At 72.4% G+C, this 19,147-nt stretch carries 18 protein-coding genes; 5 read left to right on the forward strand and 13 right to left on the reverse strand.

Annotated features, from left to right (window positions below; translation table 11 throughout):
* Positions 1-106: 106 nt before the first annotated feature.
* From ABEB09_RS08070 to ABEB09_RS08080, 3 genes are all read left to right on the forward strand, one after another.
* Positions 107-1,237, forward strand: coding sequence for an LOG family protein (locus tag ABEB09_RS08070; RefSeq protein ID WP_345688545.1), 1,131 nt, complete (start codon positions 107-109; stop codon positions 1,235-1,237).
* A 6-nt stretch (positions 1,238-1,243) separates the two neighbouring features.
* Entirely contained in the window at positions 1,244-2,452 is a 1,209-nt protein-coding gene (locus ABEB09_RS08075; RefSeq protein ID WP_345688547.1) for a sensor histidine kinase, read from the forward strand.
* 584 nt (positions 2,453-3,036) lie between these two features.
* The gene (locus ABEB09_RS08080; protein ID WP_345688549.1) at positions 3,037-4,002 is read left to right on the forward strand and encodes a hypothetical protein; all 966 of its coding nucleotides are present in this window, start codon (positions 3,037-3,039) and stop codon (positions 4,000-4,002) included.
* A gap of 250 nt (positions 4,003-4,252) precedes the next feature.
* Here the strand turns inward: ABEB09_RS08080 and ABEB09_RS08085 are convergent, their stop codons facing one another.
* The 9 genes from ABEB09_RS08085 to rpsB all read right to left on the reverse strand — a co-directional run bounded on the left by ABEB09_RS08085 (position 4,253) and on the right by rpsB (position 14,036).
* A complete protein-coding gene (locus ABEB09_RS08085; protein WP_345688551.1) occupies positions 4,253-5,275 on the reverse strand; it encodes an ABC transporter ATP-binding protein in 1,023 nt (340 codons plus the stop codon).
* A 2-nt stretch (positions 5,276-5,277) separates the two neighbouring features.
* Positions 5,278-6,972, reverse strand: a complete 1,695-nt coding sequence (locus tag ABEB09_RS08090; protein WP_380841116.1) for an ABC transporter permease — start codon at positions 6,970-6,972, stop codon at positions 5,278-5,280.
* Positions 6,948-8,036, reverse strand: a complete 1,089-nt coding sequence (locus tag ABEB09_RS08095; RefSeq protein ID WP_345693873.1) for a thiamine ABC transporter substrate-binding protein — start codon at positions 8,034-8,036, stop codon at positions 6,948-6,950. Before ABEB09_RS08095 ends, ABEB09_RS08090 begins: the two co-directional genes overlap by 25 nt.
* A gap of 241 nt (positions 8,037-8,277) precedes the next feature.
* Complete coding sequence (gene rlmN / locus ABEB09_RS08100; RefSeq protein WP_345688556.1) at positions 8,278-9,384, reverse strand: dual-specificity RNA methyltransferase RlmN; 1,107 nt, start codon at positions 9,382-9,384, stop codon at positions 8,278-8,280.
* Between the two features lie 100 nt (positions 9,385-9,484).
* Entirely contained in the window at positions 9,485-10,603 is a 1,119-nt protein-coding gene (locus tag ABEB09_RS08105; protein ID WP_345688558.1) for a phosphatidate cytidylyltransferase, read from the reverse strand.
* Positions 10,603-11,160 (reverse strand): ribosome recycling factor, encoded by a 558-nt coding sequence (gene frr, locus ABEB09_RS08110; protein WP_345688560.1) that lies wholly within the window; start codon positions 11,158-11,160, stop codon positions 10,603-10,605. The genes ABEB09_RS08105 and frr overlap by 1 nt, the downstream gene beginning before the upstream one ends.
* A gap of 127 nt (positions 11,161-11,287) precedes the next feature.
* Positions 11,288-12,052, reverse strand: coding sequence for a UMP kinase (gene pyrH, locus ABEB09_RS08115; RefSeq protein WP_345688562.1), 765 nt, complete (start codon positions 12,050-12,052; stop codon positions 11,288-11,290).
* Positions 12,053-12,204: 152 nt separating this feature from the next.
* Positions 12,205-13,041 (reverse strand): translation elongation factor Ts, encoded by an 837-nt coding sequence (gene tsf, locus ABEB09_RS08120; RefSeq protein ID WP_345688564.1) that lies wholly within the window; start codon positions 13,039-13,041, stop codon positions 12,205-12,207.
* Positions 13,042-13,172: 131 nt separating this feature from the next.
* Complete coding sequence (gene rpsB / locus ABEB09_RS08125) at positions 13,173-14,036, reverse strand: 30S ribosomal protein S2 (RefSeq protein WP_345688566.1); 864 nt, start codon at positions 14,034-14,036, stop codon at positions 13,173-13,175.
* A 254-nt stretch (positions 14,037-14,290) separates the two neighbouring features.
* Here rpsB and ABEB09_RS08130 point away from each other — a divergent pair, with 254 nt between their 5' ends.
* Positions 14,291-14,884: a M23 family metallopeptidase gene (locus ABEB09_RS08130; protein ID WP_345688568.1), complete on the forward strand. Its 594-nt coding sequence runs from the start codon at positions 14,291-14,293 to the stop codon at positions 14,882-14,884.
* Here the strand turns inward: ABEB09_RS08130 and ABEB09_RS08135 are convergent.
* Positions 14,868-15,332: a MarR family winged helix-turn-helix transcriptional regulator gene (locus tag ABEB09_RS08135; RefSeq protein ID WP_345688570.1), complete on the reverse strand. Its 465-nt coding sequence runs from the start codon at positions 15,330-15,332 to the stop codon at positions 14,868-14,870. The two genes, ABEB09_RS08130 and ABEB09_RS08135, sit on opposite strands and share 17 nt — an antisense overlap.
* Before the next feature lie 62 nt (positions 15,333-15,394).
* Between ABEB09_RS08135 and ABEB09_RS08140 the strand changes: the two genes are divergently transcribed.
* Positions 15,395-15,895 carry an SgcJ/EcaC family oxidoreductase gene (locus ABEB09_RS08140; protein ID WP_345688572.1) on the forward strand — a complete coding sequence of 167 codons (501 nt, stop codon included), beginning with the start codon at positions 15,395-15,397 and terminating at the stop codon, positions 15,893-15,895.
* Between the two features lie 392 nt (positions 15,896-16,287).
* On the opposite strand, the gene ABEB09_RS08145 is transcribed toward ABEB09_RS08140, so the two are convergent.
* The 3 genes from ABEB09_RS08145 to dprA all read right to left on the reverse strand — a co-directional run bounded on the left by ABEB09_RS08145 (position 16,288) and on the right by dprA (position 19,137).
* Positions 16,288-16,848, reverse strand: a complete 561-nt coding sequence (locus ABEB09_RS08145) for a TetR/AcrR family transcriptional regulator (RefSeq protein WP_345693874.1) — start codon at positions 16,846-16,848, stop codon at positions 16,288-16,290.
* Positions 16,849-16,901: 53 nt separating this feature from the next.
* Positions 16,902-17,738 (reverse strand): RNA polymerase sigma factor WhiG, encoded by an 837-nt coding sequence (whiG, locus tag ABEB09_RS08150; protein ID WP_345688574.1) that lies wholly within the window; start codon positions 17,736-17,738, stop codon positions 16,902-16,904.
* Positions 17,739-17,973: 235 nt separating this feature from the next.
* On the reverse strand, positions 17,974-19,137 hold the full coding sequence (gene dprA, locus ABEB09_RS08155) for a DNA-processing protein DprA (RefSeq protein WP_345688576.1): 1,164 nt from the start codon (positions 19,135-19,137) through the stop codon (positions 17,974-17,976).
* Positions 19,138-19,147: the final 10 nt, after the last annotated feature.

Consider the following 19,147-nt stretch of genomic DNA (forward strand, 5'->3'; position numbering starts at 1 on the left):
CGCTCCTCGAAGGCCGACCCGGTTCCGGGAAGGGGCGGGCTGGGGAAGGATCCGCCGGACACGACCTAAGTCCGAACGTCCGTACGGCAGGGCATATCGTGGCCGCATGGCGCACCTTCACCGGCAGCACGGCCACGGCCACGGACACGACCGCGAGATCGAGACGCTGGAGAAGTTCGACGAGGCCGTCGCGCGCGGCAGTCTCGTCGGACGCCGCGTCCAGTCCCTCGACCTGATGGACCGTACGTTCGCCCTGCTCTCCGCGGACGCGACCGCCGCCGTCTTCCTCGGGTGCCGGATGGCGCCCGACGCGGCCGCGAAGGTCCGGGCCGACGGGGCGCTGGTCTTCCCGCCCGTCCCCGACGTGCCGTTCGACCCGTACCGGGGGCTCCTCTACACGCCGGACGAGCTGTTCGCGGGACTGGCCGGGGACGGCTACGAGGCCACGCCCGACGCCCGTACGTACGCGTGGTTCCAGCGGACCATGCGGGACGGCGACATCTTCGCGTCGATGCTGCGGGCCGTGCACGACGACGCGATCTCCGACGCGCTCGACGAACGGCTCGCCGGTGTCCCGGTCGTGGGCGTCATGGGCGGGCACGCGATGGCGCGCGGCACCGACGCCTACGCGGGTGCGGCCCGCCTCGGCCGGAGCCTCGCCCGCGCCGGGCTGACCGTCGCGACCGGCGGCGGGCCCGGCGCCATGGAGGCCGCCAACCTCGGCGCGTACGCCGCGCCGCACCCCGACGGCATGCTGGACGAGGCGCTGCTGCTGCTCGGCAAGGAGCCGTCGTACGCGCCGTCCGTCGGCGACTGGGCGCGCGTCGCCTTCGAGGTGCGCTCCCGCTGGCCCGGGGGCGGCGACTCGGTCGGCGTCCCCACCTGGTTCTACGGCCACGAGCCGCCGAACGCGTTCGCCGGGCACATCGCCAAGTACTTCGCCAACGCCACGCGCGAGGACGGCCTGCTGGCCCGCTGCACCGCCGGTGTCGTCTACCTGCCGGGCGCTGCCGGCACGGTCCAGGAGATCTTCGACAACACGACCCCGAACTACTACGAGTCGCGCGGCGAACCGACCCCGATGGTGCTGGTCAACCGGACGCACTGGACGGAGCACCTGCCTGCCTGGCCGCTGCTGCGGGCGCTGGCCGAAGGCCGGTCCATGGAGCCGAGGATCGCCCTGGTCGACACCGTGGAGGAAGCCGCCGAGGCTCTGCTGCGGCTGGGCGGCCGGTAGGCGGGCATGGGGCTACGGCTCAAGATAGGCGCGACCATCACCGCCACGGCGGCGCTCGCCGCGCTGGTGACGGGTGCTCAGGTGCCGATGCTGCTGGAGGACCGCGGCCGGGACACGGCCATGGAGCGGCTGGAGGCCGCCCAGCGCATGTGGTCCCGGTCGGGAAAGGCGTCGTACGGACTGAAGGTCGACCCGCCGAACATCCCCGACCGGCTGCTCCAGGAAGTGCGCAGGGGCCGCCGCTCCACCTACCTGCAGGAGAACGGGGGGTCGCGGCGCATCTGGGCGGCCAAGCCGGCGGACGGCCACGTCCTGGCGGTGGTCCAGCACGAGGACCCGCTGTCGGCGGAGCTCCAGGCCGGGATGTTGCGCGCCGGACTCGTCGGCACCGCGGTCGCCTCGCTCACCGGCCTGCTGCTCGCCACCCGCCTGGGGCGGCGGCTGATGCTCTCCGCCCGGCGCGCCGACCAGATCGCGGGCGGCGACCTCGACGCGCGGCTCCCCCAGTCCGGCCGGGACGAGATCGCCCGGCTGACGCGCGCGGTCAACACCATGGCCGACGCGCTGGCGGCGCGGCTGCGCGCCGAGCGGGACGTGACCGCCAACATCGCGCACGAGCTGCGCACCCCGGTCGCCGGTCTCGTCGCGGCCGCGGGCCTGCTGCCCGACGGGCGGGCCGAGTCGATGGTGAAGGAGCGCGTCGCCCGGTTGCGCGACCTCATGGAGGACGTGCTGGAAGTGGCCCGTCTCGACAACGGTGTCGAGCGGCCCGAGCTGCGGCTCGTGGAGCTGGGCACCGTGGCCCGGCGCACGGTCCGGGCCGTGGACGCGCCGACGGGCGTACGCGTGGAGGTCGTCGCCGACGCGTTCGTGGAGACCGACGGGCGGCGCGTCGAGCGCGTCCTCACCAACCTGGTGACCAACGCGCTGCGGCACGGCGCCGAGCCGGTGGTGGTCGAGGTGGACGGGGGTGTCGTCCGGGTCCGCGACCACGGCCACGGCTTCCCCGAGCCCCTCCTCGCCAACGGGCCGCGCCGCTTCCGCACGAGCGCCGTCGGCAAGGGCCTGGGCCTCGGCCTGACGATCGCGGCCGGCCAGGCGGCGGTGCTGGGCGCCCGTCTGACGTTCGGCAACCCGGCGGACGGCGGCGCGTGCGCCACGCTGGACCTCACGGACGCGCTACGGCAGGGACCGACGGCCGAGGCGGACGACTGAACCCTGAGCGCACGCGACCGGAGGTCCGCCGGGCGGCGGAGCCGGGCGCGCCCGTCTGACGTTCGGCAACCCGGCGGACGGCGGCGCGTGCGCCACGCTGGACCTCACGGACGCGGTACGGCAGGGACCGACGGCCGAGGCGGACGACTGAACCCTGAGGGCACACGACCGGGGGCCGACCCGGGGGTCCGCCGGGCGGCGGAGCCGGGCGCCCGTCCGACGTTCGGCAACCCGGCGGACGGCGGCGCGTGCGCCACGCTGGACCTCACGGACGCGCTACGGCAGGGACCGACGGCCGGAGCGGACAGCTGAACCCTGAGGACACGCGACCGGGGGCCGACCCGGGGGTCCGCCGGGCGGCGGAGCCGGGCGCGCCCGTCTGACGTTCGGCAACCCGGAGGACGGCGGCGCGTGCGCCACGCTGGACCTCACGGACGCGCTACGGCAGGGACCGACGGCCGAGGCGGACGACTGAACCCTGAGGGCACACGACCGGAGGCCGACCCGGGGGTCCGCCGGGCGGCGGAGCCGGTCCGTCCCGTGGGGCGACGCCAGGCGCCGCGTCCCCGGCGAGGCTGGCGGGCATGGAGCTGAGACGACTGGGGGACGGCTGGCCGTCCTGGGCCGGCCGGGCCGCCCTCGTGTGGAGCGCGGGCTACGCGGCGGGCGCCGCCGTGGCCGCGCTGACGGGGCCGGCGTTCGGGTACGCGCTGCTGGGCAGCCTGCACGGCACGGCGGCCGAGTGGATCCTGGCCGCGCTGTACGGGGGCGCGGCGGTGCTTGCGGGCGTGATGCTGCGGCGGCCGGGGCTGCGGTGGCCGGTGCGGCTGGCGTGGCCGGTGGTGGGCCTCTGTCTGACGTCGGGGTTCGGGTTCCTGTTCAGCCTGACCCGGGTGTTGTTCTTCCTCTCCCGGAACCAGCCCCCGATGGACTGGGCCGCCTGGACGAACGAGGGCGTCGCCGTCGCCGGGTCCGTCCTGTGGCTGGCCGCCGCGCTCGCGTACCGCCGCCGCGCCCGTGGCGTGTGCCCGCACTGCGGGGGCGGCCGGTCGCGGGTGGACGCGCCCCGCCGCACGCGCGCCGCCTTCGTCGCGGTGGCCGCGCTCGTGCCGTACACGGTGATGAAGACCGCCTGGGCGCTGGGCTCCACCATCGGGTACACGGGCGAGGGCAGCCCGGGCCTGGACCCGCACTACGCCAGCGACCTCGCGCTGCGCCTCTACGCCCACGGGGTCGACGCGACGGCCGTCCTGGCCCTCGTCGGCATGGGGCTGGCCCTGGCGCTGACCACGGCGTGGAGCGCCCGCCCGGTGCGGCCGGTGCTGCTGGGGCTCGGCTGGGCGGGGGCGGCGACGCTCGCCCCGTTCGGGGTCTTCCTGGCGGTGGTGGGAACGCTGATGTGGACCGGGGCCGTCGACGTCGGCTTCGCCGGTCACGCCCCGTGGGTGGTCCTCGTCGCGTACGGCGGGTTCTCGGTCTACGGGCTGGCCCTCGGCCGCGCGACCCGCGCGTACCAGCTGCGCACGCGCCGGGCCTGCGCCCGCTGCTGAGCGCCGGCGCCGGGCGTCAGCGCCAGGCGTCAGGCGTCAGGCGTCAGGCGTCAGGCGTCAGGCGTCAGGCGTCAGGCGTCAGGCGTCAGGCGTCAGGCGTCAGGCGTCAGGCGTCAGGCGTCAGGCGTCAGGCGTCAGGCGTCAGGCGTCAGGCGTCAGGCGTCAGGCGTCAGGCGTCAGGCGTCAGGCGTCAGCGTCAGCGTCAGCGTCAGCGTCAGCGTCAGCGTCAGCGTCAGCGTCAGCGTCAGCGTCAGCCGAGAACGACGACCTCGTCCGGAGTGAACGTCACCCCGACGGCGGCCCCCTCGGCCGGCGCGTCCCGCAGGGCGCACTCCGCCTCCAGGGGCGGGGCGGCCGGGTCGTCCGGGCGGAGCCGTACCGCCACGTGGTGGCCGCGGAAGGTGCGGCCCTCGACCGTGCAGCGCAGCCCGTCCGCCGGGTCGCCGAGCACCACGCCCGCGGGCCGCACCAGCAGCCGGGCGGGGCCCTGCACCGTGTCCGCGGGCAGCGGCACCTTGCCCCACACCGTGTCGGCGGCCTCGCCGGACACGGTCGCCGCGACCACGTTGTCGAAGCCCAGGAACCGGGCCACGAACTCGGACGCGGGCCGCTGCCACACCTCCAGCGGCGTGCCCGCCTGGGCGATGCGCCCCTCGTTCATCACGACCACCCGGTCGGCCAGCGCGAACGCCTCGCCCTGGTCGTGCGTGACCGCCAGCACCGTCGTACCGAGCCGCCCGAACAGCCCCCGCAGCTCCGTGACCAGCCGCTCGCGCAACCCCCGGTCCAGCTGCCCCAGCGGCTCGTCCAGCATCAGCAGCCGCGGCCGCGGCGCCAGCGCCCGGGCCAGCGCGACGCGCTGCTGCTCGCCGCCCGACAGCGCGGCGACCGCCCGCCGATCGGCGCCCGGCAGCCCGACGAGGTCGAGGAGTTCCGCCACCCGGGCGCCCCGCTCCGCCCGCGACACACCGTGCATGCGCAGCCCGAAGGCGACGTTGCCGGCCACGTCCCGCTGCGGGAACAGCTGGTGGTCCTGGAACATCAGGCCCACGCCCCGCCGGTGGACGGGCACGCCCGTCTGGTCGGCGCCGCCCAGCAGGACCCGGCCCGCGTCGGCCGGCTGGAGCCCGGCGACGACCCGCAACAGGGTCGACTTGCCGCTGCCGCTCGGCCCGAGGACGCACACGATCTCCTGGTCGGCGACCGTCAGGTCCACGCCGTCCAGCGCGGTCCGGGGACCGAAGCGCACCGTCACACCGTCGAGCTGAAGCATCGTCAGAACTCCCCCGTGCGGTCCGCGCGGCGGACGCGTTCGAGCAGCAGCAGCGCCACCGCGCACACCACCATCAGGATCGTGGACAGGGCCATCGCCTGCCCGTAGTTGAGGGCGCCGGGCCGGCCGAGCAGCCGCGCCACGGCCACCGGCAGCGTGGGCCGGTCGGCGCGGGCGATGAACACGGTCGCGCCGAACTCGCCGAGCGACACCGCGAACGCGAACCCGGCGGCGATCAGCAGCGCCCGCCGCACCATCGGCAGGTCGACCTCCCGCCACGCGCGCAGCGGCGACGCGCCGAGCACGGCCGCGGCCTCCCGCAGCCGCACGTCGACCGCTCGCAGCACCGGCAGCATCGTCCGTACGACGAACGGCACACCCACCAGCGCCTGCGCCAGCGGCACCAGGATCCACGCCGAGCGCAGATCCAGCGGCGGCTCGTCCAGCGCGATGAGGAACCCGAAGCCGACGGTGACCGCGGAGACCCCGAGCGGCAGCATCAGCAGCGCGTCGAAGCCCCGCACGAGCCGCCCGGCCCGCCGGGTCAGCGCGGCGGCGGCGAGCCCCCCGACGACCACGGCGATCGCGGTCGCGGCCAGCGCGTACTGAAGCGAGTTCGCCACGGCCTCCAGCGGCGGCACCAGGAACGTGCCGCCGCCCGCCTCGGCGGACTGCAGCGCCCGGTAGTAGCCGAGGCCCCCCGACTCGTCGAGCGACCGGGCGACCAGCACGCCGAGCGGCAGCAGGAGCAGCAGCGCCACGGAGGCGAGGACGCCGCCGAGGAGCGCCCACTGTCCGGCGCCGCGCGGCCGGTGCGCCGTGCGGGCCGGGTCGACGAGCCGGAGCGTGGCCTCCCGGCGCCGTACGGTCCAGGCGTGGACGGCCAGGATGCCGGCGACGGCGGCGAACTGCACCAGGGTGAGCACGGCGGCGGTCGGCAGGTCGAGCAGCTGCGCCGTCTGCCGGTAGATCTCCGCCTCCAGCGTGCGGTAGCCGGGCCCGCCCAGGATCACGACCACACCGAACGACGTGTACGTGAACAGGAACACCATCAGCGCGGCCGCGGCGACGGCCGGGGCGAGCGCGGGCAGGGTCACCCTCCGCCACGCGCCGAACCGCGACGCGCCGAGCACCCGGGCTGCCTCCTCCTGACGGGGGTCGAGCTGCGCCCACAGCCCGCCGACGGTCCGTACGACCACCGCGTAGTTGAAGAAGACATGGGCGAGGAGGATCGCCCACACCGTCGTGTCGAGCCGCACGCCCCACAGCCCGTCGAGGAGCCCGCCCCGCCCGAGGAGGGCGAGGAAGGCCGTGCCCACGACGACGGTCGGCAGCACGAACGGCACCGTGACCACGGCCCGCAGCAGCTGCTTGCCGGGGAACTCGAAGCGGGCGAAGACGTACGCGCCGGGCAGCGCCACGAGCAGGGTGAGCGCCGTGGAGGCGAGGGCCTGCCAGGTGGTGAACCACAGCACGTCGAGGATGTCCGGCCGGCTCAGCACCTCGCCGAGCCGGTCGAACCGCCACACGCCGTCCGCCGCCAGCCCGCGGCCGACGATCGCGGCCACGGGGTAGGCGAAGAACAGGGCGAAGAAGGCGGCCGGTACGAGCAGCAGTGCCCCCCGCACCAGGCCGCCCCGGGCGGCCCGGCCGCCTTCGCCGGGCCGTGTCCCTACTTCAGGACGAGCGAGGACCACGACTGGATCCACTGGTCACGGTTCTCGGCGATCTTCTCGGGCGCCATGGTCTGCGGCTTGTCGATCACCACGCCGTGCTGCGTGAACAGCTCGGGCAGCCGGGCGTCCTTGGCGACCGGGTGCACGAACATGTTCAGCGGCATGTCCTCCTGGAAGGTCTTGCCGATCAGGAAGTCGAGGAGGGCCTTGCCGCCGTCGGGGTTCTTGGCGCCCTTGAGGAGACCGGCGAACTCGATCTGGCGGAAGCACGTGCCGGTGGACACCCCGGTCGGGGCCGTCTTCGGCTGCGGCTCGCCGTAGAGCACCTCGGCGGGCGGGCTGGACGCGTACGACACGACGAGCGGCCGGTCGGCCTTGGCCTTCTTGCCGCCGGAGGAGCCGGAGAACTCCTGGTTGTAGGCGATCTCCCAGCTGTCGACGACCTTGACGCCGTTCGCCTTGAGCCGCTTCCAGTAGTCCTGCCAGCCCGTGTCCCCGTACGCGGCGGCCGTCCCGAGCAGGAAGCCCAGACCGGGCGAGGACCGCTCGGGGTTCTCGACCACGAGGAGGTCCCGGTACGCGGGCTTGGCCAGGTCCTCGAAGGTCTGCGGCGGCGCGAGCTTCTTGTCGGCGAAGTACTTCTTGTCGTAGTTGACGCAGATGTCGCCGAAGTCGACGGGCGTGACGCGGTGCTTGCCCTTGTCGAGCTGGAACGGCTCGCGCACCCGGTCGAGGCCCTTCGCCTCGTACGGCTCGAACAGGTCGTTGTCGAGGGCCCGCGACAGCAGGGTGTTGTCGACGCCGAAGAAGACGTCGCCCTGCGGGGCACCCTTGGTCAGCACGGCCTTGTTGACGGCCTCGCCGGCGTCGCCGCTCTTGAGGACCTTGACCGTGTAGCCGGTCTGCTTCGTGAACTCCTTCAGCACGGCGCCGGACGCGTTGAACGAGTCGTGGCTGACGAGCGTCACGGTCTTCGGCTTCGCGCCGCCGCTCCCGCCGCCGGAGTCGTCGCCGCAGGCCGTGAGCGTCGTGACGCCCAGCGCGGCGGCGACCGCCCCGACGGTGATCTTCTTGGTGGTGCTCACCTTGGTGGTGCTCACTGAGATTCCTCCTGGGTGTGACCAGGAAGAGACGCGGCCCTGCCCACCGCGGGCGCGGCGGGCAGGGCGCAACAGCTCGAGTAACGACCGAACTCCCTACCCAGAATGACCTGGGCGAGGTTCAGAGGGTCTGCGGTCTGACGGTCACCGCACTCTCAGCGCTGTGGCGCTCCCCTGTCGGAATATCCAGATGTTCGAGCTCAGACTACAACGGGGCGATTTTCGGTCACCGCTCGGAGGCGGCGAGCTGCCCGCAGGCGCCGTCGATCTCCTGACCGCGGGTGTCGCGGACGGTGACCGGCACGCCGTGCGCGGCGATCGCCTCGATGAACGCCTTCTCGTCCTCGGGCCGGGACGCCGTCCACTTCGAGCCGGGCGTCGGGTTCAGCGGGATCAGGTTGACGTGCACCCGCCTGCCCTTGAGGAGCCGGCCGAGGAGGTCGCCCCGCCACGCCTGGTCGTTGATGTCGCGGATCAGCGCGTACTCGATGGACACGCGGCGCCCGGACTTCTCCGCGTACTCCCACGCCGCGTCCAGGACCTCGCGGACCTTCCAGCGCGTGTTGACCGGTACCAGCGTGTCGCGCAGCTCGTCGTCCGGGGCGTGCAGCGACAGGGCCAGACGGCACTTGAAGCCCTCGTCGGCGAAGCGCAGCATCGCCGGGACCAGGCCGACCGTGGAGACCGTGATACCGCGCTGCGACAGGCCGAGGCCGTCCGGCTCCGGGTCGGTGAGGCGGCGGATCGCGCCGACGACCCGGTTGTAGTTGGCGAGCGGCTCCCCCATGCCCATGAACACGATGTTCGACAGCCGCGCCGGGCCGCCCGGGACCTCGCCGTCGCGCAGGGCGCGCATTCCGTCGACGATCTGGTGCACGATCTCCGCGGTCGACAGGTTCCGGTCGAGACCGGCCTGGCCGGTGGCGCAGAACGGGCAGTTCATCCCGCACCCGGCCTGCGACGAGATGCACATGGTGACGCGGTCGGGGTAGCGCATCAGCACCGACTCGACGAGCGTCCCGTCGTGCAGCCGCCACAGCGTCTTACGGGTGGTGTCGTCGTCGCACGAGATGTGCCGCACGACGGTCATCAGCTCCGGCAGCAGCTCACCGGCGAGCTTCTCGCGGGCGGCGGCGGGGATGTCGGTCCACTCGGCGGGGTCGTGGGCGTACCGCGCGAAGTAGTGCTGGGACAGCTGCTTGGCGCGGAACGGCTTCTCGCCGATGGCGGCGACGGCCTCCTTGCGCTCGGCGGGTGTGAGGTCGGCGAGGTGCCGCGGGGGCTTCTTGGCTCCGCGGGGCGCGACGAAAGTGAGTTCTCCGGGCTTGGGCATGGTGCTTCCAGTGTCGCAGAGATACGGCGAAGGGCTCGCCGCCCTGTGGACAACGAGCCCTTCACCGGAAGAACAGCAGGTCAACGACGGTGCGGCAGGATCAGCCGGCCCCCACGAACAGCACCAGCAGCAGCCACACCACCGGCGCCGTCGGCAGCAGCGAGTCCAGCCGGTCCATGATGCCGCCGTGCCCCGGGAGCAGCGTGCCCATGTCCTTGATGCCGAGGTCCCGCTTGATCATCGACTCGCCGAGGTCGCCCAGCGTCGCGCTGACCGCGACCGCCAGCCCCAGCAGCAGACCGTGCCACCACGTGCCGCCGTCGATGAGGAACTCCACGCACAGCGCACCCGCCACCATCGCGAACGCCACCGCCCCCAGCAGACCCTCCCGGGTCTTCCCGGGGCTGATCCGCGGCGCCAGCTTGTGCTTCCCGAACCGCCACCCGACCGCGTACGCGCCCGTGTCGCTGACGATCGTCAGCACCAGGAACGTCAGCACCCGGTACGGCCCGTCGTCCGCGGCCAGCATGAGCGCCACGAACGTCGCCAGGAACGGCACGTAGAACGCGGCGAACACACCCGCCGTGACGTCCCGCAGATAGCCCTCGGGCGGCTCGGTCATCCGCCACACCAGCACCGCCAGCGCGGTCAGCGCCATCGCCACCCAGGCGCCCTCGGCGCCCCGCACGTATCCCGCGACGACCATCGCCGCACCGCCCACGGCGAGCGGCACGAGCGGCGCCTTGATCTGCTTGCGCTCCTGCAGCCGGGACGTCAGCTCCCACAGGCCCACGACGACGGCGACGACCACGACACCGACGAACACGTCCTTCAGGACGAACAGCGACGCGAGGATCACCGCGCCGAGGCCGACGCCGACCCCTATGGCCGCCCTCAGATCACGCCCGGCCTGCTTCTTCTGCCGCTGCTGCTTGTGCTGTGAACGACCCTGCGGCTGGGCGGGCTCCGGTGGTTCCGAGGGCATGGGCTCCTGCGACATCTCGTCACGGAACAGGGGACCGCTCAGCCGAGCGGCCCCCCGGTCATGGTCGTCCTGGTCCCCGCCGGCGGGGACGTCGGGCACGATGGGCATGGGCCGAGTCTGCTGGGCGGCCTGCTCATCGTATGCGGGACCCGCCGGGGCCGCCGGAGCGAGCCCCTGGTCGGGCGGACCCCAGTATCCGCCTCGTGGCGGGGCCCCCCAGGAAGCGTCGTTCATCAGACCTCGAGCAGCTCGGCTTCCTTGTGCTTCAGCAGCTCGTCCACCTGCGCGACGTACTTCGCGGTGGTGTCGTCGAGCTCCTTCTCCGCACGGCGGCCCTCGTCCTCACCGACCTCGCCGTCCTTGACGAGCTTGTCGATGGACTCCTTGGCCTTGCGGCGGACGGAGCGGATCGAGATCTTCGCGTCCTCGCCCTTGCCCTTGGCGACCTTGATGTACTCCCGGCGGCGCTCCTCGGTGAGCTCGGGGAAGACCACCCGGATGATGTTGCCGTCGTTCGTCGGGTTGACGCCGAGGTCCGAGTCGCGGATCGCCTGCTCGATGTTGCGCAGGGCGCTCTTGTCGAACGGGGTCACGACGGCCATGCGCGGCTCCGGCACCGAGAACGACGCCAGCTGGTTGATCGGCGTCACCGCACCGTAGTAGTCCGCCACGATCTTGTTGAACATGGCCGGGTGCGCGCGTCCCGTGCGAATCGCGGCGAAGTCCTCCTTCGCGACCAGGACGGCCTTCTCCATCTTCTCCTCTGCCTCGAGGAGGGTCTCTTCGATCACCACTTGCTCCTGGGTGTCTTGGTCAGTCCCGGCGTGCTGCAGTGCCGCGGAACCTGCGTCGCGTCTTCTCCTGCACGGTGTCCCACCGGCAGGGCTTTGTCCATCCCCGGGCGGGGCAGCCCGACGGTCAGTTCCGGCTGCCCTGGTCGCTCACGAGAGTGCCGATCTTCTCACCCTTCACCGCGCGAGCGATATTGCCCTCGGTGAGCAGTTCGAAGACGAGGATCGGCAGATTGTTGTCACGGCAGAGGGTGATGGCGGTGGCGTCGGCGACCCTCAGGTCGCGGGAGATCACCTCGCCGTACTCCAGCGCGTCGAACTTCACGGCGTCCGGGTTGGTCTTCGGGTCGGAGTCGTAGACGCCGTCCACGCCGTTCTTGCCCATGAGCAGGGCCTCGGCGTCGATCTCCAGGGCGCGCTGCGCGGCCGTGGTGTCGGTGGAGAAGTACGGCATGCCCATACCGGCGCCGAAGATCACGACGCGGCCCTTCTCCAGGTGGCGCACGGCCCGCAGCGGGATGTACGGCTCCGCGACCTGGCCCATGGTGATGGCCGTCTGGACGCGGGACTGGATGCCCTCCTTCTCCAGGAAGTCCTGGAGGGCGAGGCAGTTCATGACCGTGCCCAGCATGCCCATGTAGTCGGAGCGGGCCCGGTCCATACCGCGCTGCTGCAGCTCGGCGCCGCGGAAGAAGTTTCCGCCGCCGATCACGATCGCGATCTGCGCGCCGTCGCGGACCACCGCGGCGATCTCACGCGCCATGGCGTGGACGACGTCGGGGTCGACGCCGAGGCCACCGCCGCCGGCGAAGGCTTCGCCGGACAGCTTCAGCAGGAAGCGGCCGGTCTTTTTGCCGGTGTTGTCGTCGCCCTGTGCGGCGCCCTGATTCATGGAGATCTCCTCGTGCACATACGAAGAAGGCCATTGCCGGGGTGTTGGTGTCCCTAGCGGCAATGGCCTCCTCGTCAGATCTGCGGTCGTCCGGCGCGAACGCGGACGACTGCTTCGACCCTACCGGGGTCGGGTGTCCGTCGCGTACGGACTCAGATGCCGACCTTGATGCGGCTGAAGCGCTTCAGGGTGACACCGGCCTCGTCCAGGATCTGCTGGACGGACTTCTTGTTGTCGAGCGCGTACGGCTGGCCGAGCAGCGTCGCCTCCTTGAAGAAGCCGTTCAGGCGGCCCTCGACGATCTTCGGCAGCGCGGCCTCGGGCTTGCCCTCGGCGCGGGTGGTCTCCTCGGCGACGCGGCGCTCGGCCTCGACGACCTCGGCCGGGACGTCCTCCTTGGCGAGGTACTTCGGCGCGAAGGCGGCGATGTGCTGCGCGACACCCCTGGCGACCTCGGCGTTCTCCTTGTCGAGCTCGACGAGAACACCGATCTGCGGCGGCAGGTCGGGGTTGGTGCGGTGCATGTAAGCGGTGACGTAACCGTCGGTGAACTGCGCGAAGCGGTCCAGGACGATCTTCTCGCCCAGGTTGGCGTTGGCCTCGTCCACGAACGCCTGGACGGTCTTGCCGGGCTCGATCTCGGAGGCGAGCAGCGCCTCGATGTCGGCCGGCTTCGTCTTGGCGACGTGCTCGGCGAGCGCGTCGGCGACCGTCAGGAACCTCTCGCCCTTGGCGACGAAGTCCGTCTCGCACTTCAGCTCGACGATGACACCGGCCGAGTTGTCCGCGGCGATCTTGGAGACGATCGCGCCGTTCTCGGCGGAGCGGCCCTCGCGCTTGGCGACGCCCTTCTGGCCCTTGATGCGCAGCGCCTCGATGGCCTTGTCGACGTTGCCCTCGGCCTCGTCCAGCGCCTTCTTGCAGTCCATCATGCCGGCGCCGGTGAGCTCACGGAGCTTCTTGACGTCAGCGGCGGTGTAGTTCGCCATGATCTGTGAATCTCTCTCGAAGTCTGGAAGATCTACGAAGATCTGGGGGTGGACGGCGGGGGCTCGTGACCCCCGCCGTCAACAGCCGAACCAGTGAGGTCGGGGCCCGGAGAACCGGGCCGGGACCAGGATCAGGCCTGCTCGCCCTCGGCGGCCGGAGCCTCGGCGGCCGGAGCCTCGGCGGCCTCGGCCGGCTTCTCGGCCTCGTCGGCCTTCTTCTCACCCTCGAGCAGGTCACGCTCCCACTCGGCCAGCGGCTCGCCGGCGGCCTTGTCGCCCGGCTTGGTGTCACCGGTCGCGGCGCCGGAACGGGCGATGAGGCCCTCGGCGACGGCGTCGGCGATCACGCGGGTGAGCAGGGTGACGGAGCGGATCGCGTCGTCGTTGCCCGGGATCTTGTAGTCGACCTCGTCGGGGTCGCAGTTGGTGTCGAGGATCGCGACGACCGGGATGTTCAGCTTGCGAGCCTCGCCGACGGCGATGTGCTCCTTCTTGGTGTCGACGATCCAGACGGCGCTCGGCACCTTCTGCATCTCACGGATACCACCGAGGGTCTTCTCCAGCTTGGCCTTCTCGCGGGAGAGGACCAGGAGCTCCTTCTTGGTGAGACCGGAGGAGGCCACGTCGTCGAAGTCGATCGCCTCGAGCTCCTTCAGACGCTGAAGGCGCTTGTAGACGGTGGAGAAGTTGGTGAGCATGCCGCCCAGCCAGCGCTGGTTGACGTACGGCATGCCGACGCGCGTCGCCTGCTCGGCGATGGCCTCCTGGGCCTGCTTCTTGGTACCGACGAACATGATGGAGCCGCCGTGCGCGACGGTCTCCTTGACGAACTCGTAGGCGCGGTCGATGTACGACAGCGACTGGAGCAGGTCGATGATGTAGATGCCGTTGCGCTCGGTGAAGATGAAGCGCTTCATCTTCGGGTTCCAGCGACGGGTCTGGTGACCGAAGTGGACGCCGCTCTCCAGCAGCTCCCGCATCGTGACGACGGCCATGGCCGTATCTCCTTGAGTTTCTCGGTTGTTTCCTGACGCCCCGGCGCGCTGCGCCACGGAGGACCGAAGAGCGCTGCCACGACCGAAGAGGCTGTGGCGGGGCGTGCGAAGTCGACCCGGTGGCCCGGGTCGCCAGAAGAAGTGTACGGGACCTTGGCACCCGCAGGTGACGGCGCTGTCCACAACCAGCCCGTCCGTCCACAGCTCCGGACCATGATCAGCGCGGTGCGGGCGACCTGCGCCACAGTCGACCCATGAACCGAACCGCACGCACGCTGCTCCTGACCGCGCTGCTCACGGGGTCCGTCACGGCCGCGGCCCCGCAGCCGACGACAGCTCGCGCACCCGGCCCGGCGCCGGCCGCAGCCCACCCCTTGCCCGACGCGGTCTGGCCGCTGGGCCCGCCCCGGCCGGCCATCCTCCACGGCTGGGCGCCCCCGGCCTCGCCCTACGGCCCCGGCCACCGCGGCGTCGACCTGGCCGCACCCCCGGGAACACCGGTACGGGCCGCGGCGACCGGACTGGTCTCCTTCGCCGGCCCGGTGGCGGGCCGCGGCGTCCTCTCCCTCACCCTCCCGGCACCGCCGGGCGCGACACCGCTGCGCACCACGTACGAGCCGGTGCGCCCGCTGGTGCCCAGGGGCACGGAGGTCCGCGCCGGCGCCATCGTGGCCGAGACGACGGCCGCCGGCGCCGCATCGCACTGCACCCGCACGTGCCTGCACTGGGGACTGCGCCGCGGTGACACCTACCTCGACCCGCTGACGCTCCTGCCCCCGGACCGGCTGCGCAGACCGCCTTCGCGACTGCTGCCGGTGATCGATCCGCTCGTCACTCCCCCTCCGTGAGGGCGTGGGTGGCCTCCCGCTGGATCCGCGCGGAGCGGTGGAGGAAGTCGAGGATCACGGAGAGCTCCGCGTCCGAGTAGTCGGCGTAGAGGCCTGCCAGCCGGTCCGCGAAGGCGGCGAAGAGCGGCGTGAACCGGTCTTCGACGCCCGGAGCGACCTCGACATTCACCCGCCGGCCGTCCCCGGGGTCCTTCACCCTGCGGGCGAACCCTTTGCGCTCCAGCCGGTCGACGAGCCCGGTCACGGAGGCCGGCGCCAGACCGGTGAGCTCTCGCAACTCGCCCGCGCTGAGGGGACCCGACCGCTGGAGCAGGTCGAGCGTCTTCTCCTCGACCGCGGTGAGGCCCACCCGGGCGCTGATCGCCGCGTGGTACATGACGGCCGCGTTGCTGTGCGCCCGCCCCGCTTCCGCGAGTCCGGCGAGGAGTTCTTCCCTTGACGATCCCATGCCCGCCTCCATATATTTCGTTCGGACGAACGAAATATATCAGGAGAGAGCGAGGGACCGACATGGGCACCACCCACGAAGCGGAGATTCGTGAACTCTTCGCGGAGTACTGCAAGACCTGGACCGATGGAGACGCCACCGGATTCGGACGCCTGTTCACCGAGGACGCCGACTACGTCTCCTACGACGGCAGCTGGGCGGCGGGCGTCGACCGGCTGCGGGACAACCACGACAAGCTGTTCCGCGGCGTGATCGCCGGATCGGCGATGGTCGGCCGGATCGAATCGCTGCGCCTCCTCACGGACTCCGTGGCCGTACTGGTGGGCAACGGCTCGGTCCTCATGCCATGGCGCAGCAGGCTGCCGAAGCGGCGGCTGTCCCGCCAGATCATCGTCTGCGTCCGCACAGAGGCCGGCTGGCGGATAGCAGCCATCCAGAACGGCCGCCAACGACCGGTGACCATCCCCGAGCCGGACGCACTGCCCTCGAAGCTGTCGCGCGCCATGACACGACTCGCCCAGCGCCTCGGCATCGGCCACGCCCACGAGGTCGCACTGCGGTGACGGGGGTGGGGGCCGGGGGTGGGGCTCGGGCTCCGGGCCAGCGGGTGCTGGGGCTCCGGACGGGCTGAGGCCGGCGCCGGGCCGGGCCTGGGGCTCGGACTCGGGGCTGGCTGGGGCTGGGGCCGGGCCTGGGGCTCGGGCTCAGGGCTGGCTGGGGCTGGGGCCGGACCTGGGGCCTGGACTCGAGGCCGGCTGGGGGCTAGGGGTCGGGCTCCGGCCCGGCTGGGTCCTGGGGCTCAGACTCCGGGCTGGGTCGGGGCCTGGGCTGGTACCTGGGCTGTGCGCCGTCCGCAGCCGGAACGGGACGGGCACATGCGGGGGTGACGGGAGGGGGGACGGGGGTGGGGCGGGGGGGGGAGGGGGCGAGGCCCCCGGAGCGGGTGAGGGGAACGTCAGGTGCCGCGTAGGCCGTGGAGGGCCATGGCGACGGCCGTGTCGGCGATGGTTGCCGGCTCCTCGGCCGCTCCCAGTTCGATGCGGCGTACGGCCGCGTCGACCACGCCCTGGAGCAGCATCGCGGCCAGGCGCGGTTCCGGCTGGCCGAGGTCGCCGAGGGCTTCGACGATCATGGCGACGAGCCCGCCGTGGGCGGCGCGGATCTTCTCGCGGGCGCCGTCGTCGAGTTCGCTCGCGGAGATGGCGACGACCGCCCGGTGCCGCTGGTCGCCGACCAGCTCCAGCTGGCGCCGTACGTACGCCTCGACCTTCGCCTCGGGGGTGTCCGCGCCCTGCATGGCGGCCTCGACCTCGGCGGCCCATACGGGGAAGTCGACGGCGCAGAGTTCCTCGACGACTGCGGCGCGGGAGCGGAAGTACTCGTAGACGGATGACCGGGCGAGGCCGGTGCGCTCGGCGAGGGCGGGGAAGGTCAGCGCCTCCGTACCGCCTTCGGACAGCAGGGAGCGCGCCGCGTCCAGCAGGGCGGCGCGCTGCATCGTCCGGTGCTCGGCCACGGAGGCCGCTCGAATCCTTGGCACGGGACCACTGTACGACCGGGCGTTCGGGCTCAGCCCCCCACATCGGCAAGCTTGGCGCGGAGTTGCAGCACGGACTTGGTGTGGATCTGACTGACGCGGCTTTCGGTGACGCCGAGGACGTTGCCGATCTCGGCGAGGGTGAGGCCTTCGTAGTAGTAGAGCGTGACGACGGTCTTCTCGCGGTCGGGGAGGGTGTTGATGGCGCGGGCGAGGAGCCGGCGCAGTTCGCGGCCTTCGGCGACCTCGACGGGGTCGTCGGCGGCGGTGTCCTCCAGGGTGTCCATGAGGCTCAGGCGGTCGCCGTTCTCGCCGCCGACGTGGAGGAGTTCTTCGAGGGCCACCACGTTGGCGAGGGACAGCTGGCTGAAGACGGCGTGGAGGTCGTCGAGCGGGATGCCCATCTCGGCGGCGACCTCGCTCTCGGAGGGGGTGCGCCGGAGTTGTGCTTCGAGGGTGGCGTAGGCGCGTTCGACGGCCCTGGCCTTCTGGCGTACGGAGCGGGGGATCCAGTCGAGGGCGCGCAGTTCGTCGATCATCGCGCCGCGGATGCGGGTGATCGCGTAGGTCTCGAACTTGATCGACCGCTCGATGTCGAACTTCTCGATGGCGTCGATGAGTCCGAACACTCCGGAGGAGACGAAGTCGGCCTGTTCGACGTTGGAGGGCAGGCCGACGCTGACGCGGCCGGCGACGTATTTCACGAGGGGCGAATAGTGGAGGATCAGCTGTTCTCGCAGTCGTTCGTCGCCCGTCTCCTTGTATGACCGCCACAGCTCGTCGAGCGACGAGGGAGCGGGTGGCCGCACGCTGCTCCTGGCAGCGGGGGGCACCGCTGCGCGGTCGGACCCGGAGGTGTGCTGGGGCATGCGTCGCCTGAGCCGTTCTGCCGTGGTGTGCGGGGGACGGGGAGGTGGCCTGGTCGGTGAGCGTAGCGTGACTGGGCCGTCGCAGTGAGCGAAGGTCGGGGGATCGCCCCTCGCCGGGGGCGTCCCGTCGGCCGCATCTTCGAATGGGGCCGGCGGCTGGTGGGCCGGCCCCTCCGGCGTCGGCAGGAGAGCCAGGAAGGTCATCGGGATCACCTTTTCACCCGAATGCTCCAGGTCAAGTACCGCCTCGCCGGGCATCCGGGTGGTGCATGGCGGTGGGGGTCAACTGCCATGCGTCGCCTTCGCGTTCGACGAAGCCGAGGGAGTGGAGTTCGTACAGCCTGCCGAGTGCGTCGTCAACGCCGGTCCCGGCGGTCGCCGCCACGTCGGGGAGGGTGAGGGACTGTCCGCGGGGCGGGAGCGCTTCCAGGACGCGGGCGGTGAGCGGGGCGAGGAGGTCGCGGGGCAGGACGGGGCCGCGTCGGGCGGGGGCGAGGTCGCCGATGTCGCCGACGAGTTCGACGATCTCGTCGGCGTCGGTGACGAGGACGGCCTCTCCGCGCAGCAGTTCGTGGACGCCCGCGGAGAGTCCGCTGGTGGCGGGGCCGGGTACGCCCATGGTGTGGCGGCCGAGCCGCTGGGCGGTGCGGGCGGTGACGAGGGAGCCGCTGCGGTGGGCGGCTTCGACGACGACGGTGCCGCGGGTGAGGGCGGCGATGACCCGGTTGCGGAGGATGAAGCGGCTGGGGGTGGGGTGGTCGCCGGGTGGGAGTTCTCCGACGACGAGGCCCTGTTCCGCGATGCGGGTGATCAGTCCGGCGTGGCCGCGCGGGTAGGGGACGTCGACGCCGCAGGCGAGGACGGCGACGGTGGCTCCGCGGGCGCCGAGGGCTCCTCGGTGTGCGGCGCCGTCGACGCCGAAGGCGGCGCCGGAGACGACGACCCAGCCGCGTTCCGCGAGTGCCGTGGCGAGGGCGGCGGCCATGTGCGCCCCGTACGGGGTGCAGGCGCGGGCGCCGACGACGGCGACCGAGCGCAGGGCCCAGCGGCGCAGGTCGGGGCGGCCCCGCAGCCAGAGTCCGACGGGGCGGGCGTCCCGGAGGTCGTCCAGTTGGGTGGGCCACTCGGGGTCGCCCGGTACGAGGAACCGGCCGCCGGCGGCGGTGATGGCGGCGAGGTCCTGGTCGGGTCGTGCGCGGGTGGCGCGGGCGAGCAGCCCTTGGGCGCGCCGTTCGGTGATTCCGGGCAGGGCTCCTTTCCGGTATGTGCCGTGGGTGAGCCGGCTCAGCAGTTCCACGGCGCCGAGCTCGCGGAGCCACCGGCCGCCGTGCTCGTTGCCGGGTTCGATGATGCGGGCGAGGGCCGCGCGGGCGGCGCGCTCCTCGTCGGTGGCGCTCATGAGCGCATCC

Source organism: Streptomyces coeruleoprunus (genome assembly GCF_039542925.1).
GTDB classification, from domain to species: domain Bacteria; phylum Actinomycetota; class Actinomycetes; order Streptomycetales; family Streptomycetaceae; genus Streptomyces; species Streptomyces coeruleoprunus.

Bases quoted from the DNA above. Each gene is read 5' to 3' on its own strand.
- ABEB09_RS08105 (WP_345688558.1), bottom strand. From the start codon at position 10,603: ATGAACGACGCTTCCTGGGGGGCCCCGCCACGAGGCGGATACTGGGGT.
- ABEB09_RS08085 (WP_345688551.1), bottom strand. From the start codon at position 5,275: ATGCTTCAGCTCGACGGTGTGACGGTGCGCTTCGGTCCCCGGACCGCG.
- rpsB (WP_345688566.1), bottom strand. From the start codon at position 14,036: ATGGCCGTCGTCACGATGCGGGAGCTGCTGGAGAGCGGCGTCCACTTC.
- pyrH (WP_345688562.1), bottom strand. From the start codon at position 12,052: ATGAATCAGGGCGCCGCACAGGGCGACGACAACACCGGCAAAAAGACC.
- rlmN (WP_345688556.1), bottom strand. From the start codon at position 9,384: ATGCCCAAGCCCGGAGAACTCACTTTCGTCGCGCCCCGCGGAGCCAAG.
- whiG (WP_345688574.1), bottom strand. From the start codon at position 17,738: ATGCCCCAGCACACCTCCGGGTCCGACCGCGCAGCGGTGCCCCCCGCT.
- ABEB09_RS08135 (WP_345688570.1), bottom strand. From the start codon at position 15,332: ATGGGATCGTCAAGGGAAGAACTCCTCGCCGGACTCGCGGAAGCGGGG.
- ABEB09_RS08140 (WP_345688572.1), top strand. From the start codon at position 15,395: ATGGGCACCACCCACGAAGCGGAGATTCGTGAACTCTTCGCGGAGTAC.
- tsf (WP_345688564.1), bottom strand. From the start codon at position 13,041: ATGGCGAACTACACCGCCGCTGACGTCAAGAAGCTCCGTGAGCTCACC.
- dprA (WP_345688576.1), bottom strand. From the start codon at position 19,137: ATGAGCGCCACCGACGAGGAGCGCGCCGCCCGCGCGGCCCTCGCCCGC.
- ABEB09_RS08070 (WP_345688545.1), top strand. From the start codon at position 107: ATGGCGCACCTTCACCGGCAGCACGGCCACGGCCACGGACACGACCGC.
- ABEB09_RS08080 (WP_345688549.1), top strand. From the start codon at position 3,037: ATGGAGCTGAGACGACTGGGGGACGGCTGGCCGTCCTGGGCCGGCCGG.
- ABEB09_RS08130 (WP_345688568.1), top strand. From the start codon at position 14,291: ATGAACCGAACCGCACGCACGCTGCTCCTGACCGCGCTGCTCACGGGG.
- ABEB09_RS08075 (WP_345688547.1), top strand. From the start codon at position 1,244: ATGGGGCTACGGCTCAAGATAGGCGCGACCATCACCGCCACGGCGGCG.